This is a genomic window from Neotamlana sedimentorum (genome assembly GCF_000943565.1).
GTDB classification, from domain to species: Bacteria; Bacteroidota; Bacteroidia; order Flavobacteriales; family Flavobacteriaceae; genus Neotamlana; species Neotamlana sedimentorum.
Genome location: NZ_JTDW01000001.1, coordinates 575285 through 593445 on the forward strand (window position 1 = coordinate 575285; position 18161 = coordinate 593445).

Annotated in this window: 9 protein-coding genes; 8 read left to right on the plus strand and 1 reads right to left on the minus strand. The window is 35.7% G+C overall.

Annotated features, from left to right (window positions below):
- Positions 1 to 96: 96 nt before the first annotated feature.
- Positions 97 to 2598 carry a glycoside hydrolase family 95 protein gene (locus PW52_RS02245; protein ID WP_044631252.1) on the plus strand — a complete coding sequence of 834 codons (2502 nt, stop codon included), beginning with the start codon at positions 97 to 99 and terminating at the stop codon, positions 2596 to 2598.
- A 95-nt stretch (positions 2599 to 2693) separates the two neighbouring features.
- Here the strand turns inward: PW52_RS02245 and PW52_RS02250 are convergent, their stop codons facing one another.
- Complete coding sequence (locus PW52_RS02250) at positions 2694 to 6020, minus strand: carbohydrate-binding protein (RefSeq protein ID WP_044631253.1); 3327 nt, start codon at positions 6018 to 6020, stop codon at positions 2694 to 2696.
- Positions 6021 to 6320: 300 nt separating this feature from the next.
- On the opposite strand from PW52_RS02250, the gene PW52_RS02255 reads away from it, so the two are divergent.
- The 7 genes from PW52_RS02255 to PW52_RS02285 all read left to right on the plus strand — a co-directional run bounded on the left by PW52_RS02255 (position 6321) and on the right by PW52_RS02285 (position 18155).
- On the plus strand, positions 6321 to 8960 hold the full coding sequence (locus tag PW52_RS02255; protein ID WP_044631254.1) for a glycoside hydrolase family 31 protein: 2640 nt from the start codon (positions 6321 to 6323) through the stop codon (positions 8958 to 8960).
- Between the two features lie 2 nt (positions 8961 to 8962).
- Positions 8963 to 10498 carry a sulfatase-like hydrolase/transferase gene (locus PW52_RS02260; RefSeq protein ID WP_082050811.1) on the plus strand — a complete coding sequence of 512 codons (1536 nt, stop codon included), beginning with the start codon at positions 8963 to 8965 and terminating at the stop codon, positions 10496 to 10498.
- Between the two features lie 74 nt (positions 10499 to 10572).
- On the plus strand, positions 10573 to 11979 hold the full coding sequence (locus PW52_RS02265; RefSeq protein WP_044631255.1) for a right-handed parallel beta-helix repeat-containing protein: 1407 nt from the start codon (positions 10573 to 10575) through the stop codon (positions 11977 to 11979).
- Between the two features lie 21 nt (positions 11980 to 12000).
- The gene (locus PW52_RS02270) at positions 12001 to 14655 is read left to right on the plus strand and encodes a GH116 family glycosyl-hydrolase (RefSeq protein ID WP_205618114.1); all 2655 of its coding nucleotides are present in this window, start codon (positions 12001 to 12003) and stop codon (positions 14653 to 14655) included.
- Positions 14656 to 14675: 20 nt separating this feature from the next.
- Entirely contained in the window at positions 14676 to 16028 is a 1353-nt protein-coding gene (locus tag PW52_RS02275) for a hypothetical protein (RefSeq protein WP_044631256.1), read from the plus strand.
- 3 nt (positions 16029 to 16031) lie between these two features.
- A complete protein-coding gene (locus PW52_RS02280; RefSeq protein WP_044631257.1) occupies positions 16032 to 17402 on the plus strand; it encodes a hypothetical protein in 1371 nt (456 codons plus the stop codon).
- A 15-nt stretch (positions 17403 to 17417) separates the two neighbouring features.
- The gene (locus tag PW52_RS02285; protein WP_052823340.1) at positions 17418 to 18155 is read left to right on the plus strand and encodes a DUF6250 domain-containing protein; all 738 of its coding nucleotides are present in this window, start codon (positions 17418 to 17420) and stop codon (positions 18153 to 18155) included.
- Positions 18156 to 18161 lie beyond the last annotated feature (6 nt).

Sequence of the window (18161 nt, forward strand, 5' to 3'; positions counted from 1 at the left end):
AATTTAAAAATATATTGGGATTTAATTCGAAGGTTTAATGGGTTTTCTTGCTGCCCAAAAACAAGTAAGATATAATTTAACTAAACTTAATAGAGCATGCAAAGCGCTTTTAAAATACTGATTGTTTTTTCGGTAATGATTACAACAACCAGTTATTCACAATCTAAAAATTTAAAACTTTGGTACGATGCTCCAGCCGCCAACTGGAACGAAGCCTTACCTATAGGAAACGGCCGTTTAGGAGCCATGGTTTTTGGTAATCCGGTAAACGAAAATATTCAGTTAAACGAGTTAACGCTTTGGGCTGGAGGACCGCATAGAAACGATAATCCAGATGCAAAAGATGCGTTAAAAGACGTTCAAAGCTTGCTCTTTCAAGAAAAGTACGACGAGGCACATCGATTAGCAAACGACAAATTCTTATCGAAAACCTCTCACGGTATGCCTTACGAAACGGTAGGGAATTTACGCCTTAACTTTAAAAATCAAGACAATTACACTAACTATTACCGCGAATTAAATATAGAAAACGCCGTTAATAAAACCACTTATACGGCTAATGGTGTCGATTATTCGAGAGAAATTTTCACCTCGTTTACCGATAATGTTATCGTTATTAAACTAACAGCAAACAAAAAGAAAAGTATCAGTTTTACAGCTTCAATGGATAGACCTGAACCTGCGAAAGTTGAACATTTTACAGAAAACAACAATGTTTTGGTAATGACCGGTTTTGGAAGCAATAATAAAAACAAACGTTTACCAAAAGAAACAGAAGCTATAAAAGGCGAAGTAGAATTCGATTCTCGCATTAAAATAGTAACTAAAGGCGGGCGTGTCGAGGCTAAAAACAACACGCTTGAAGTTTCAAAAGCTAATAGCGTACTTATTTATTTGTCTATTGCAACCAATTTTATAAACTATCAAGACGTAAGCGGCGATGCACATAAAAAGGCTTCAGATTATATCGCTTTTGCGGAAAAGAAATCGTACGAAAACCTGCTAGAATCACACACAAATTTCTATCAAGAATACTTCAATCGTGTGTCTTTAAATTTAGGTACTTCTGAAGCTGCTAAACTTCCAACCGATGTTAGGATAAAAGAATTTAAAGACGGATTCGATCCAGAATTGGCAGCCTTATATTTTCAATATGGAAGATACTTATTAATTTCTTCGTCGCAACCAGGAGGGCAGCCTGCAAACCTTCAAGGGTTATGGAATAAAGATTTAACACCACCTTGGAAAAGTGCCTACACGGTAAATATTAATACCGAAATGAATTATTGGCCAGCCGAAGTCACCAATTTAACCGAAATGCATGAGCCATTAATTGAAATGGTAAAAGATTTATCGGTAGCCGGACAAGAAACGGCAAAAGTAATGTACGGCGCCGAAGGTTGGGTTACACACCACAACACCGATTTATGGCGTATTTGTGGTCCTGTAGATGGTGCTACTTGGGGCATGTGGCCAACCGGAGGTACTTGGTTAACTCAACATGCTTGGGAAAAATTTATGTTTAATGGCGATTTAGAATATTTAAAATCGGTTTATCCAGCCATGAAAGGCGCTTCACAATTTTGCTTAAGCGTATTAACACCAGAACCAACAAATGGTTGGTTAATTGTTACGCCTTCAATTTCGCCAGAACATGGTCCAAAAGGTAGAAGTAAAGGTGTTAATATTGAAGCCGGAACCACTATGGATAATCAATTGGTGTTCGATATGCTTACTAAAACCATTTTAGCAGCCCAATTATTAAATGTTGATGCCGGTTTAATAAAAGAAATGGAAGCAGCTTTAGCAAAATTACCACCCATGCAAGTTGGTAAATACAACCAATTGCAAGAGTGGTTAAAAGATTTAGACGATCCTGAAGATAAACACCGTCACGTTTCGCATTTGTATGGTTTGTATCCATCAAATCAAATTTCACCTTATAGAAATCCAGAATTGTTTAAAGCGGCCGAAAACACTTTAATTCAACGAGGCGATCCATCAACAGGATGGTCTATGAACTGGAAAATTAATCTTTGGGCACGTTTGTTAGATGGCAATCATGCGTATAAACTTATGGGCGATCAAATAAAATTAGTAGGCCGTCCAGGTTCTCCAAAAGGAGGTGGTACTTATGCTAATATGCTCGATGCGCATCCACCATTTCAAATTGATGGGAATTTTGGTTTTACTTCAGGTTTAACCGAAATGTTGGTGCAAAGTCATAATGGGGCAGTGCATTTAATTCCGGCCTTACCAGATGTTTGGAAAGATGGTAAAGTAACTGGTTTACGAGCTAGAGGTGGTTTTGAAGTTTCGGAATTAGTTTGGGAAAATGGAAAAGTTGTAAAAGCGGTAATCAAGTCTACATTGGGAGGGAAGTTGCGTATTCGTTCTTATAACGAATTACAACTTGAAAGAAGTAACCTATTAGTTGAGGCAACAGGTGTAAATACAAACTCATTTTATCAAGTTCCTAAAATTAAAAATCCGTTATTAACAAATGCTACTAATATTGAACAAATAGCGTTAAAGCCTTCTTATTTATATGACGTTGATACAAAGAAAGGAGAGGAAATAACTTTAATTCAGAAATAATAAAAGCTTTAAATTTCGATTATAAATAATTAAAAAGCGCATTAAAATTTATTTTAATGCGCTTTTTATATAACCTGATTTAAACTTATTTGTCTCTAACGTTTAATAAGTTTTTTAACAATACTTCTTTGATTATTGCTAAACTTCAAGAAGTGAATACCAGAACTCAAAGACTGTAATGAAATAATATTTTGACCAGCTGATACGTTAACAGTTTTTTCTAATACACCTTGAACATTATAAATTTCTAGAGTCGAGTTTTCTGCATTTTTAATGTTTAGTAAATTACTGGCCGGATTTGGATAAAGTTGTAAATCATTAAATGATGTTTTATTTACGCTAAGGGTACTACTGCCATATACCTCTACTTCGGCAAGTGAAATAGCTCTATTGGAGGTTTTAGATATTTTTACAATTTTACCAACTTTTGTTCCAACATCAATAGTTAATGGGCGGCTACTTGGGTAAGTGGCATAAAATTGAGAAAAAGTAACATCGCCGTTAGCTTTGATAATTTCTACAGTAAAATTATTTAAATCATCAATATAATTACTTCCTGTTCTGCCATATACTTTAATTTCATTAATGGTTTTATCTGATCCCAAATCTACTTGCCACCATTTAAGGACACCGTCGGCACCATGTTCTGTGTGAGTAACAGAGTTTCCGCCATAATTTCCATCGGTAATTCCATCGTTTGCTCTGCTTGCTTCACCTTCGTAAGCTGTACTCGATTGAGATGCAATACCACCATTTGAAGCCAATGCTAAATTAATTGACTCTTGGGTTTCTGCATGAAATTCAAACCAATCAATATTAAATTCGTTATTGCCAAAATAAATATAAACATCATGAATACCTGTTACTTCTTGGTTTAAAGGCACGGTTACTTCTTGCCAAACTTCCCAGCCACCAGTTTGTGGTACTGTAGCTGTGGCAATCATGGTGCCATCGTACGGGTGACTTAACATAACGTTTACGTAGCCTGTAGTGGTACTAAGTCCTGCAAGGTTTAATGTGATTTCTGCCGGACTTGTTGACGTAAAATCGACGTTGCTATAGCGAATCCAATCACCATCATGAATACCACCAAGATATTCGTCGTTTATTGGTATAACACCAAGCATACCGCAATAGCTTAATGCGTCTATTTGAGTATAAGCATCGTATGAAACACCAAAGCATTCATCATTTTGAAAGTAAAAATTATCGAACTTTAACCATGTTCCTGTACCTTCAGTAAATACAAAATAGATGTCGTGAATTCCTGTTAGTTCACTACTTGTATAGCTTTTAAATACATCGTATGTGTTCCAGTCGCCGGTGCTTTCTACAGATATTGTTGCAAGCAAAGTACCGTCTACAGCACCGCTTCTAACTTCTACTTTTCCATTTGAAGTTGCTGATGCCAAAATTTCTATAGCATTATAAACATCGTCATACCCAAAATCGACATTCGAGAATTTTATGTAATCGGTGTTTTCTATATCGCTAACTACATCGTTAAAAATAGAAAGGTTTTCAATTGTAACACCACTACCATCACAGTAATCTTCGGCGCTTAAACGGAAAAACGGATTATAACTTGTTGTACAAGGGTCTTCAACAAACTTAATGACATCAATATTAAAAAGCCATCCAGTATCTGAGGGCGAATTTGCAACAAAATATAAATCGGTTGTACCAGAAATAGTTTGGCTTAAATTAGCAGAATACTCTTGGTAAGTTAAATAATTACCAGTGCTTGAAATAGGAATTGTAGCCAAAAGCGTACCCGTTGCACTGCCTTGTCTAACCTGTAACGACACATTGTCTTTTGTTCCAGAAGCTTTAACTGTTACCGACGCCATGTTTGTTAAATCGATGGCGTTAAAACTTATCCAATCGCCTGAATTTATACCATATACTTCACGTTCGTTGGTGTCGCCTGCTATATCTTGAGTGCCAATACCTAGCATGTTGTCGTAACATTCGGCCTGCAAATTGTCTGCACGGTTATCGCAAGATCTAATATAATCACAGGTTGTTAAGGTTGTAATTGTGTTTCCAGAACCATTATCGGTAACAGGGCCACAAGAATAAATATCGCAATTTGTAGCAGCTTCTAAAATAACAGGATATTTTGTGTTATTAGTAAATGTAATATTTTCGGCACTTCGAGATGGTGGCGGTTCAACAGATCCTGTTAAAAATCTATTCGCATATCTATGACCTCCTAACACAATTTGGATATCCGGATTATAGTATGTTGTGCCATCGTGTATAGTAATATTGTGATTTGTTCCACCTGCAAAAAAGTAGGGAGTATTTCCAATTTTAGGTATGTAGTTGTCTAAAATAGTAACCTCGTAAGTGGCGTTCGAGCGATGAATGTCTTCCGATAAAATAGGTCCAACAGAGGCATCTGCAAAACAATTAATTACATCGCCGTCGTTACCAAGCCAGAAACCACCTTCGCAAGCTAGAGCGGTACAGTTTTCTATACGTTTATTATCGCCACCTTCTGCACCGGTATTAACACCAACACGCATTTTTACGATGGTACAATCTATAACCGTAGTATTTAAGGTTTGTCTTGCAGTTTCATCGGTTGGGTTTCCTTCACTATCGTAAACCACACCGTTTGAATATGCTCTAATTCCAGCTTCTTGTAAGCTAAAAGTATAATCGCTTGTATGATCTTTTAAATTGAAGCCCCAAACGGTTTCAAAATCAACATTATCGGCCGGCGAATCTGTGCCTATTTCTTGAAGCATTTCGCCTACGGTTCTTAATTCACCCTCAACATAACAGCCTTCAATAATAGCGTCGTGAGAGCCTTGAACAAAAATACCATGGCCATAAGCACGCATAATAACCGTACAGTTTTTTAAATGATTTCTATCGCCTCGAACTAAAATGCCGGCATGTTTGTTATGAGCAATTACAGAGCCACCGCCTTTACCAAAAGTATCTCCGTAGCCATAAGGAAAAGAACCTCTTGTGGTTGTTTTAAAGCCTTCAATTAAGTTGTCTGCTCCATCTAAGTGTACGGTTCCTGCGCCTTTTGTGGGAACAGTCATGCCAATATCTTCAAGGGTTAAGTTTTTGTATGTATTGTTGCTACCAACTGGCCAAAATTCTATAATATCTACATTGCCATATAAAGTGAAAATTTCGGTGTCAATTTCAAATTTAACGTCTGTAAAATCAAACGTTGAGTTATTTCCAGTAAATAATAACAATCTAGGATCATCAAAAAGTTTGCCCTCACCACAGTTACTGGTATTAAAATAATAGGTTCCTGGCGTCATAACAAAATTGCCATTATCGTCGTCTAGTCTGTCTTTTAATTCCGCTAGTGAAGTAATTGTAGTTTGAGCTCCAGATTTGGCTGCAATAAGCAGAATCAAACACAAAATTAATTGAGTAATGTTTTTCATAGTAACTAGTTTTATTTGGTCTTTTTTAGTTTTTATAAAAGAACAAATAAACCTTATGTATGTTTTTTATTTATTACTCAATGACTGTAAAATATAACCCATTTGGTAAACTTGAAATTGAAACTAGATTGAATTATGTAGGGTTTAACTGTATATAAAAACCAAAACCAACATATTTTATAGTTTATGAGTCATAGTTTAAAGTGGTAATAGATTTAAACAATTATTATTGTTTAAAAATATAGAGGCTGCAGGAATGTAGATAATTTTATTATACTTAAACCAAACTAAATATTATTTATGCCACATTTAAATAAAATATCCATTTTAAGTTTATTGTTAACAGTAGTTGTTTTAGCAAGTTGTCAATCAAAATTTAAGCATCAATATACAAAAACGGCTCATGGCGTAAGTATTGAAAAAGATAGTATAAAAATTGATGTAGAAATTATAAATGATGCTATAATTCATGTTAACAAAATGAAGTTGGGGAGCGAGCCAACGTCAATTCCCGATTATGTAACAGTTTTAAAACCGCAAAATGTGGAATGGAGCATTACTGAGTCTGCAGATGATTTAAGTATTGAAACTGAAGCATTAAAAGTAGAAATTAATACTGAGGGAGAAATAGTTTATAAAACTAAAAATAGCCAGAGTTTAGTTTCAGAAACAAACGAAAAAACGTTCATTAACTTAAATCCAGAAGTTTCTCATCCGGTTTCACAAGCATTTACAGCAGGCGATGAAGCCTTGTATGGTTTAGGGCAGTTTCAAAGTGGTATCATGAACTGGAAAAACGTGCCCATTCGTTTACAACAATACAATCAAGAAATTGCTATTCCGTTTTTGGTTTCAACAAAAGGTTACGGTATTTATTGGCATAATTATAGTTTAACAGATTTTAATATGCCGGAAAATGAAATTGAGTTCGCTTCCGCGGAAGTGTTGCCAGATGCTTCAAAAAATAAGGAAACAACAATAGAAGGCGAGAAGGAAGATGTAGCATCGCATATATCAAAACAAAATATATCTAAAAATATTCGTGAAACCACCTTTACACCAACGCAAACGGGTGAATATACCTTTTTAGCATTAAGTGATAATAGTGGCAGAATGCGAGGTGAAATAAAAGTTGCTATCGATGGCGACGACATCATCAACTACGAAACCATTTGGATGCCGCGTCGTTATTCTGGAAAAAAATATTTAGAAGCTGGTAAAACATATAACGTAGTTTTTCAAAATACTGGTGCTAAAATACCTGGTAAATTGTTTTATAACATGCCCGATTTTAACAAAACTGTATTTAGCAGCACGCAAGGTAACGCCATCGATTATTATTTAATTCAAGGAGACAACCCAGAAAAAGTAATTTCAGAATATCAAAACCTTACAGGAAAAGCACCATTATTTCCTAAAACAGCTTATGGTTTTTGGCAATGTCGAGAGCGCTATCATAACCAAGAAGAATTGTTAGAAAATGCAAACGAAATGCGCGAGCGCCAAATTCCATTCGATAATATTGTGCAAGATTGGTTTTATTGGCCAAAAGGAACTAAGGGACCGGAGTGGGATCCTTCTAAATATCCAAACCCAGATGCTATGGTCGATGAGTTAAAAAAATTAAACTTAAAATTAATGGTTTCGGTTTGGCCGGAAGTAAAAAATAAAGCACTAGAAGAAAAGTATAATCTTAAAAAAATAGAGAGTTCTAATTATGTAGATATTTATGATACAGGCGTAAGCGAGCGTTTTTATAAAATGATTAGCGACTCTATGTTTCAAAAAGGTGTAAGTTCTATTTGGTTAGACGGCACAGAGCCAGAAGGTGTTACCGATGCAACTAAAATGACTGCTGTTGGTCGCTTTAATGAGGTTCAAAATCCATATTCGTTAGAGGTAACTAGAGCAATGTACGAAGGTCGCAGAAACGAATTTCCTAACGAGCGTGTGTTTAACTTAACACGTTCGGCTTATGCAGGACAGCAACGCTATGGTGCTACATCTTGGTCGGGCGATGTTGAAGCTTCATGGGAACAATTGGTAGAACAAATTTCTGCAGGTCTTAATTTCACCATGGCAGGTATTCCATATTGGACGCACGATATTGGTGGCTTTTTTAGAGATTCAAAATCCATCAATCCACGTTTCGATAATCAATATACCAACCCAGAATTTATCGAGTTGTTAACCCGTTGGTTTCAATTTGGGGCCTTTAGTCCTATTTTTAGAATTCATGGTTATAAATCGGAAACTGAAATCTGGCGATACAATCAAGAGTTTGAAGACATGGCTCGAAAATTTATCGATATTCGTTACCAACTCATGCCATACATTTATTCTGAGGCTTGGAAAGCCACAACTACCGGAAAATTAATAATGGCACCATTGGCATATCAATATCCAAACGATAAAAATGTTTGGGGTTTAAAAGATCAGTTTTTATTTGGAGAATCTATTATGGTAGGCATTGTTACAGAATACAAACAACGTCAAAAAGCAATGTATTTGCCAGAAGGGAATTGGTACAACTTCTGGAACGATGAACAAGTTGAAGGAAACCAAAAAATAACGGTTAATGCCGAACTTGATGAAACACCAATTTTTGTAAAAGCTGGAAGTATTTTACCTATTGGGCCTAAAGTGCAAAATGTAACCGATAGTACTGAGAAACCAATTAATATAATGGTTTATCCTGGTGAAGATGCTAAATATACCCTGTATTTAGATGATGGCGAATCTTATAATTACGAGGATGGTACCTATTCTGAAATTGAATTTTCTTACTCAGAATCAACCAAAACCCTAACCGTAAAAAAAGGTAAAGGTGATTATCACGATTTTGAAAATACGCCAATAGAATTTACGTTTCAAATGATGGGAGAAAATAGTAGCGACCAAAAGAATTTTGTTGGAGAAGCACTTACAATTCAGTTTTAAAAATGAAAAAAATAATCTTAATTATTTGTTGGGTTTTTACATGTTTTGGGATAAACTTTAATATTGAAGCCCAAAAATCCAAACAACCCAATATTATTTTTTTAATGACCGACGACCAGCGTTGGGATAATATGGGGTGCTACGGAAGGCCTGAATTTTACACACCAAACCTCGATAGTTTGGCTGCAAAAAGTGTGGTTTTCGATAATGCTTATTACGCGGTAGCCATTTGTATGCCCAGTCGCGTTACCATCATGACTGGGCGATATAATTCCAATCATCGCGTAGGTTTTGTGGCACCAGACAATTACACTTTGTCTCAAACCGATTTAGCTAAAACTTATCCTGCCATGCTAAAAAATGCAGGTTATAGAACTGGTTTTGTTGGTAAAGTAGGTTTTACAGTTACCGAAAATGGACAACGACCTAGTATTCCGAAAGCACATTTTTACAAAGAAAATTTAGGGCAAACTTTCGATTTTTTTGCTGGTAGCGAAACACGACCGACTAAAGGTTTAGTGTTATGGCCAGAAAGCGATGAAGCGCTTAAAGAAATTTACAAACCAGGAAGAACAAATACAGGCAGAACCTTAAAAACTGGTGAAGCCATGTTAAGATTTTTAGATACGCAGCCAGAAGATCAGCCGTTTTGCTTATCGGTGAGTTTTTATGCGGTAAAGCATGACTCCGATAAACATATGTACATGCCACATTTCGAGCAATTTAAAAATGAAGAATTTTCGATTCCGGAAAACTACGTCGAAGGCGATAACGAAAAACTGCCACAAGTTGTAAAAGAAAATGCTCGTGGTGTTTACTTGCATCGAAACAGGTCTTCAAAACCCGAGCAATATCAACGATTAGTACGCCGATTTGCTACACAAGGTTACTCGGTAGACGACCAAGTGGGAAAACTAATTAAAAAACTAAAAGAGAAAAATTTACTCGATAACACTATAATAATTTATACCAGCGATAACGGGCGTTTTCAAGGTTCGCATGGGCTTTTCGATAAATGTTTGCTTTACGACGAGTCGGTTAAAGCACCACTTATTATTTACGATGGTCGTAAAACAGTTTCAGAGCAAAGTAGACGAGAAGATGCGTTGATTTCTTCAGTAGATATGGCGCCAACAATAGTTTCAATGGCTGGTTTAAAGCCAGCAAATACCATGCAAGGTCGAGACATTACAAAGGTTTTAAACCAAACTCAAGATTTGTCGCAATGGCGCGACGCTGTGTTTATGGAAGATTTGTTTTTAGTAGATATGTTTAAAGCCAAAAACAGTAATAATCCGGATGCGTTGAATCAGGAATTAATTAAAAATAATAAATCGTATCGAGCAAGAGGTGTGCGCACTAAAAAGTGGAAATATTTTGTGTATTACGAGCACGAACCTAAAATAGAAGAATTGTACGATATAGAAAACGATCCTTTAGAACAAAATAATTTAGCCAATAAATCTCGGTATACTTCTGTTCTAAAAAAGCTTAGAGAGAAAACTGAAACGTATTATACCGACATCAAAGAATTTTAACAATTTCAATTTGAAAAGCCGTAATTAACTTTTTATCAGCATTTATATAATCAACTTAAACTAGACATAACAAAATGATTAAACAAACTATTACTTTACTCTCACTCTTTTTAATATTTTTTTCATGTCGGGCGCAATTAGCAGACAAGTCATCAGCAATTATAGAAATTAGCTCGATAGCAGAATTCAAAAAATATATAAATCAGGACAATGTACATGTAAAACTTAAGCCAGGAAACTATCAAATCGATGCTGCTGAAAAAATCCGATTTATCGAAATCACAGGAAACAATTCTTATTTCGATTTAACAGGTGCCAGATTTATGGTAGATACGAAGTTGTTTAACCGCCCAGATTTAATAAAAAGTAACGATGGAAACAGCATGTATTGTGCCATCGAAATATCGGGTAATCACACCACGCTTGAAGGTTTGTATATTGAAACTTATGGCGATACTCCTGGAAGACAAAGCAAAAACAAAGTTTTTAATTTAGTTGGTGAGCATGTTATTTTAAAAAACGTTGAGGTGCGAACTGCTGGCTCTAGCCCGTGGGGATATGGTTATTTGTACGGATTAGGCGGTGGAGATGTTCGAAAAATGAACGGCATTCGTATAGGTTATCCTGCTAAAAACGTAAAGTTACTTGAATGCAAGGTGCATATGCGAGCCATGGGACACGCTATCTTTTTGCAAGGTGCAGAAAATACTTTAATTGAAGGTTGCGAGGTAGATGGATTACTGCGAACTACCGATGCGATGCTTGCTGAAACTTCAGGTTATGGTTTCGATAAGAATTTTTATGCGGCAAAAGGCAATTATATTGAAGGCACCATTGTGGCAGCAGACGGTAAAATACTACCAGGTGAAATTATTTCACTAAGCGAAGATGGTATTCGTATATATCCAGAATATAATGGCTTTAAAACTAAAAATACAACCGTTAAAAATTGTACAGTTACCCAAATGAGACGCGGTATTTGTACTGGGTTAGGTGCTGCAAGCGATACCGTAATAGATTGTATAGTACGTGATTGCGTAGCAACAGGATTTAACGTTGGGAATGGTGATACACTAATAAATTGTAGTGCCAACGCTAAATATGGTGAGGCGTTTTGCATTCCGTATACCAATGCTAAAAACGCTAAAGTAGATATAACAATTTTAGATAGTAGAAACGGATTAGCCAATAATCTGTTAGCGAAAATAAACGGAACGGGTCATTCTGTATTAATTAAAACAGATAATAATGAGTATATCCCAGAAACTATGGCAATAAAGTTATCGGTGTGGGAAGGTTATGGCAATTTTAACGAAAATGCAACCATGCATGCTACCGATATTACATTGGATAATCAAACCTCCACAGAAGTTATCAAGTTTAACGGCACAAAGCATTTAAAAGTGAAGAGTGTTGGGAAAGTTCGTGAAGCTACCAATTCGGAAAACTTTATAAATGAAGGTAATCGCACAAAGCGTTAAGAACCTACAAATAGCATAGTTATGAGAATGAAATTTAGTTTACTCTTAATTGCGTTAGTGTTGGTGTCATTTGTACAAGCACAAACAATAAACGACGCCAAAGTTAAAAGCGCTGCAAAACAAACAGAGCAGACTAAAAGTAATGATTGGCCTGTATTAACTACTTATAACCAAAGCCACATTGCTAAAATAGCCATGCCTATTGGTGGTATTGGTACGGGTACAGTTGCTCTTGGTGGTAGAGGAGATTTACGCGATTGGGAAATTATGAATACAGCTGCCAAAGGTTACATTCCCACAAGTGAAAAATTAAGATACATCGGACCATTTTTTGCGTTGTACACTAAAACTGCCGATGGTAAAAAAGATACAAGAGTGTTGGAAGGCCCTTTAGATTATTCATTGTACGAAGGTGCTTTTGGGAGTCCTAATGTAAATCATGGTTTTCCTCGGTTTGAATCTTGTACTTTTAAGGCTGCTTATCCTTTCGGGCAAGTATTACTTTCTGATAAAAAAGTGCCGCTTGATGTTCGTATCAAAGCATTCAACCCTTTAATACCCGGTGATGTCAACGCAAGTGGAATTCCTATTGCTGTTATTACTTATGAATTAACAAATACTACAGATAAAGCAGTGTTTGCCTCTGTCTGTGGTAATATGCCCAATTTTATAGGAGAAGATGGATCTGTAAGAGAACCTATAGGGAGAGGTAATGCTTTAATTCCTGTGGGAGCTAAAGAGAATAAAAATGTTTTTAGAAAAGATAAAAATGCGCAAGGTATTTATATGAGTTCTGAGGGTGTAGAAAAGGATTCTGAAGCTTGGGGAACCATGGCTTTATCAACTTCAAGTAACGAAAATGTTACCTGCCGTACGTCTTGGGGAAAAGAAGTTTGGGGAAATTCACGTTTAGATTTTTGGGACGATTATAGTGTTGATGGCCGTATAGATAATAGAGAACATAATGGAGAAGATAGACCTATGGCTTCTATTGCTGTAGAAGTATCGGTGCCAGCAAATTCAAGTCGTGAAGTCACTTTTTATCTCACTTGGCATTTTCCTAATAGAGAAACTTGGACTCCTGCCGATGATGGTTTGGATAACATGTTAACCAATTATTACACTACTCAATACCAAGATGCTTGGGAGGTGGTTGAAAAAACAATTCCACAACTACCAAACCTTGAAAGTAAAACAAAAGAATTTGTGAATGCTTTTGTAAATAGTGATTTGCCAAAGGTTGTAAAAGAAGCGGCTTTGTACAACACATCAACGTTACGTACCCAAACTTGTTTTAGAACTGCCGATGAACATTTTTACGGATGGGAAGGGACTAGCAATACCAAAGGAGTTTGCCATGGAAATTGTACACATGTGTGGAATTACGATCAGGCAACACCTTTTTTGTTTGGAGAATTAGCGCGTTCTATGCGTGAAATAGAATTTGCTCATGCTACAGATGATAAAGGCATGATGAGTTTTCGTGTGAATTTACCTCTAGAGCGTGCCAATGAATTTGGTAGACCTGCTGCTGATGGTCAGTTGGGAGCTATCATGAAAATATATAGAGATTGGCAGTTAAGTGGAGATGATGCGTTGCTTAAGAAGCTTTGGCCAAAAGTTAAACAAGCTATGGAGTTCTGTTGGATTGAAGGTGGTTGGGATGCAAATAAAGATGGTGTGATGGATGGTTGCCAGCACAACACCATGGACGTACAATACTTTGGCCCCAATCCTCAAATGGGATTTTGGTATTTAGGAGCTTTAAAAGCAGCCTCAAAAATGGCAGACTTTTCTGGTGATAAAAAATTTGCAAAAACGTGTAATACGCTTTTTATAAAAGGAAGCCAATGGATGGATGAAAATCTGTTTAATGGAGAATATTACGTGCATCATATAGAACCTCCAAAAAGCAGAGACGATATTGCATCTTCATTATTAAAAGGTTTGGAATCTAAAGATTTAGAAAATCCTGCTTATCAGTTAGGAAAAGGCTGTTTGGTAGATCAGTTGGTAGGTCAATTTATGGCTCATATTTGTGATTTGGGTTATTTAACCAATGAAGAAAACATAAAAACAACCTTAAATAGCATTATGAAATACAACTATAGAGACGATAGTAGTTCTGGGTTTAACAATATGCGGTCGTTTGTGTTGGGTGATGAAAAATCATTGGTGATGGCAAGCTATCCTGGAGAAAGACCTTTGTATCCGTTTCCTTATTTTACAGAAGCCATGACCGGCTTTGAATATACTGCAGCTATTGGTATGCTATACGAAGGGCAAACAGAAAATGGGTTAACAAATATCAAAAATATTAGAGACCGTTACGATGGGTTAAAACGTAATCCGTTTAACGAGGCCGAATGTGGAAACAATTATGCGAGAGCTATGGCAAGTTGGGGAGCAGTTATTGCGCTTTCAGGGTTTCATTATTCAGCTGTCGAAAAATCCATTCAGTTTACTTCAGAATCTGGGAACTATTTTTGGTCAAATGGAAATCAGTATGGAACTTTAGAAATAAAAAATAAAGGAAACGAAAAACTAGTGAAATTTAATGTGTTAAAAGGAGAAGTTTCTTTAAAATCAATAAAACTGAAAGGATTTGGAAGTACATCATTTAAACATGAAAAAGTGCTAAAAGAAGGAGCGTCACAGGAATTTATAATTCAATAAGTTCAAAAAAAATATAAAAAATGAAAATCATTTTAAAAGTTATGGTTTTAATCATGTTGTTTTTTAGCAATGTTATTAATGCTAAAGACATCAAAATAAATTCCCTAAAAGAGCTAGCCAAATATGCTGCTGAAAGTGGTAACACGATTACCATGAAACCAGGGGTTTATAAATTAACAGATTATTTAACTAAAGATATTACAAAAGCTCGTAGTATTCGTAAAGAATATCAGTACATCACTTTTAGTGGAAGTAACAATGTTTTTAACTTAGATGGCGTAGAAATAGAGTTAGATACAGAAATTAGAACTTGGTTAAAACCACCTATTCATTCTGATGAGGTTTTAGTTACAGGTTTGCATAACACTTTTATTGGGTTGACTATTAGATGTGTTGGAAATGGAACATCACCAGGAGGTACAGTGTTACAAGTAGCAGGGAAATCTAATGTTTTAAGAGATATTACTTTACACGTAGCGGGGTCTTATCCTTATGGATATGGAGATTTATTTGGAAAAGGAAAACAAAAAGAAACCACTGTAAAACATAGAAAACACAGCGGACTTTTAGTAACGGGAGACGAAACTAAATTGTATGGTTGTAAAGTGCTAAGCCGTTCTTTTGGACACTGTTTTTTCATTCAGCAACATCCTAAAAATGTATATTTTGAAAACTGTTATGCCGAAGGAGAAGTACGCTCAACGGATGAAGTTTTGGCAGAAACATCTGGACCTGCTTTTGATGTGAACTTTAAAACATGGACTCAAAATCGTGATGGCGAATATGTAGTAACTCCGGGTTATATGAAATCACTTTGCGAGGATGGATTTAGAACCTATGGAACATGTGAAAACATCACTTTTAAAAATTGTACGGCTAAAAATACACGTGGCGGATTTGAACTTCGTTTTAACAAAGCACATGTAGAAAATTGTACAACTATAGGAACGGAACGTGCTTATTGGATTGGAGATAACACCACAATGATCAACTGTAAAGGAGATGCTAATTACGGACCTTTATTATTTGTTGAGGGAAGCAATGTAAATGTTGAGTTGATGGTTGATTCAGCAGAATCTGATAGAAAAGTACATTCATTAATCACTGTTTTAGGAACTGATAATAAAGTAGTGTTAAAAGCTGCTGATGGAAAAAAGAGAACACAAGAATTGCCAATTTTGGTAGGGTATACACCTCCAATGCACGGTGAATCTATGTCACCATATAGTCAAGCAGAAGTAAATAAACTTCATTTAATAAACCAAACAGCAATGCCTGTGTCTATTGGAGAAATGGCATCAAATTGTACCATTGAAACCAATGGTAAGGTTATAGAAAACAAGGGTCAGAATAATCAAATACTAGAAAAATAATTTATGAAGAAGCGTCAAGCAGTTATCGTTTTTGGTTTTTTGTTGCTGTGTAATTTTATTCATGCTTCAGAAATTAAAATCAGCTCCCTAAAAGAATTAGCAACCTATGCTGCCAAAAGTGGTAATACCATTGTAATGGAACCTGGAGTTTATCAAATGGAAGATTATTTAACTTCAGAAGTTGTTAAAAACACCAAACCAGATAAAGTGGGGAGGTATGCCATGATAGAGTTTTCTGGAAGCAATAATGTTTTTGATTTTACAGGAGTAACCATTGAAGTTGATACAAAATTGTTAAGTGTTTTTAAAGCACGAGTAAGTGAGTTTTATGTAGAAGGAAGTCATGTACATATTAAAGGATTGACTGTTACTGATATCGGAAATCACCCTACGGCAAAAGGCGGACATTCGTTTACAGTGGCTGGAGATGATGCGGTGATAGAAAAAGTAACCTTAAATATGAGCGGATCTTTTCCTTATGGATATGGAGATTTATTAGGAAAAGGAAAAGGAGCTTTGGTGTCTTTAAAAAAGCACAGTGGTATGTGTATAGAAGGTTTAAATGATAAAATTATTGATTGTTCTATTTATTCTAAATCTTACGGACATTGCTTTTTTGTACAAGGCGGTAGAAATGTGCTTTTTGAAAATTGTTATGCAGAAGGTGTAACTCGAACCACAGACGATATGCTATCAGAAATTTCAGAGCCAGCATTCGATGTAAATTTTGAATCGGTTTATAAAAATTACGCAGGTGAAAATAAAATTACACCTGGGTACACAAAATCTTTAAATGAATGTGGTTTTCGTATGTACGGAAAAGGTAGTGTAAACGCTATTAAAACAGGTGCGGTAACTGCTATTAATTGTACTGCCAAAAATACACGTATTGGTTTTGCTTTTGCTAAAATTTCAGGAGATGTTTTGATTAAGAATAGTAAAGCTATAGGATGTGAATTAGGATATAATGTGGAAGGATTAACGGTTGAAAATGGTATAGGAGATGCAGCAAACGGACCATTATTATATGTAAATAAAGGAGAAAAGACAACAGTAGAATTGGCATTGTTGCCTACAACATCTAAAACTAAAGTGCACGTACTAGCAGCGATTGCAGGAGATAATCACAATATCACCTTAACTAATTGGAGAAATTTGAAAGGAGGACAACAGCTTCCTATAAAAATAGGGGTAACGCGTCCGCCAGCAAATAATGGTTTTTCTCCATTAGGAATTGCAAAAACGACTGCGGTGGTTTTAAAAAACACAACAGGAATGCCAGTAGAACTAAATTCGGAAACTAGTTTATGTGAAGTTTTTAGTAATGCTGCTGTTGAAGATAAAGGCACTAATAATTTGATAAATAAAAAATAAATTAAATCAGGAAAAATGATAAATAAGCTATTAACAATCAGTATTGTATTTTTAAGTATGTATTCATGTAAACACACTGAGGTGCGTACATTAAAACTAACAAAAGATTTAACAGTAAATGCCGAACTAATTTTAAGTGACGACTTTACAGAAGGTATAGATAACTGGAAGGTTGAGCAAATGCCAGGTGGAAGTTATTATCATAAAGATGGTAAATTAGAAATTAATGATGCTGCCGGATGTACCGCTTGGTATAAAGAAAAATTTGAAGGCCCGATTATGATCGAGTACGATGCTCATGTAATTAAAAAGGGCGGAGAATTTGATAGAGCTTCAGACTTAAATTGCTTCTGGATGGCAACCGATAGCGAAAATCCAGATAACCTATTTGCAAATTCTGAGGCAAGATCGGGACGTTTTCCAAATTATAATTCGCTGAGTTTGTATTATGTTGGTATGGGCGGACATTACAATACCAAAACACGTTTTAGACGCTATTCTGGTAACGGCGAAAAGCCACTTTTACCAGAACACGATTTAAGCGATTCTATTTATCTTATTAAACCAAATACTACGAAACAAATTCGCTTAATTGCTTATAACGATGTTATGCAATATTACCGAAACGATACTTTAATTTATGATTATAGAGATCCAAAACCTTACACAAGTGGTCATTTTGGTTTACGAACGGTACATAATCATATGACGTTAGATAATTTTAAAGTGTACCAATTATCGAAGGTAGAATAATGAAAT

Bases quoted from the DNA above. Each gene is read 5' to 3' on its own strand.
- PW52_RS02245 (WP_044631252.1), top strand. From the start codon at position 97: ATGCAAAGCGCTTTTAAAATACTGATTGTTTTTTCGGTAATGATTACA.
- PW52_RS02250 (WP_044631253.1), bottom strand. From the start codon at position 6,020: ATGAAAAACATTACTCAATTAATTTTGTGTTTGATTCTGCTTATTGCA.
- PW52_RS02255 (WP_044631254.1), top strand. From the start codon at position 6,321: ATGCCACATTTAAATAAAATATCCATTTTAAGTTTATTGTTAACAGTA.
- PW52_RS02260 (WP_082050811.1), top strand. From the start codon at position 8,963: ATGAAAAAAATAATCTTAATTATTTGTTGGGTTTTTACATGTTTTGGG.
- PW52_RS02265 (WP_044631255.1), top strand. From the start codon at position 10,573: ATGATTAAACAAACTATTACTTTACTCTCACTCTTTTTAATATTTTTT.
- PW52_RS02270 (WP_205618114.1), top strand. From the start codon at position 12,001: ATGAGAATGAAATTTAGTTTACTCTTAATTGCGTTAGTGTTGGTGTCA.
- PW52_RS02275 (WP_044631256.1), top strand. From the start codon at position 14,676: ATGAAAATCATTTTAAAAGTTATGGTTTTAATCATGTTGTTTTTTAGC.
- PW52_RS02280 (WP_044631257.1), top strand. From the start codon at position 16,032: ATGAAGAAGCGTCAAGCAGTTATCGTTTTTGGTTTTTTGTTGCTGTGT.
- PW52_RS02285 (WP_052823340.1), top strand. From the start codon at position 17,418: ATGATAAATAAGCTATTAACAATCAGTATTGTATTTTTAAGTATGTAT.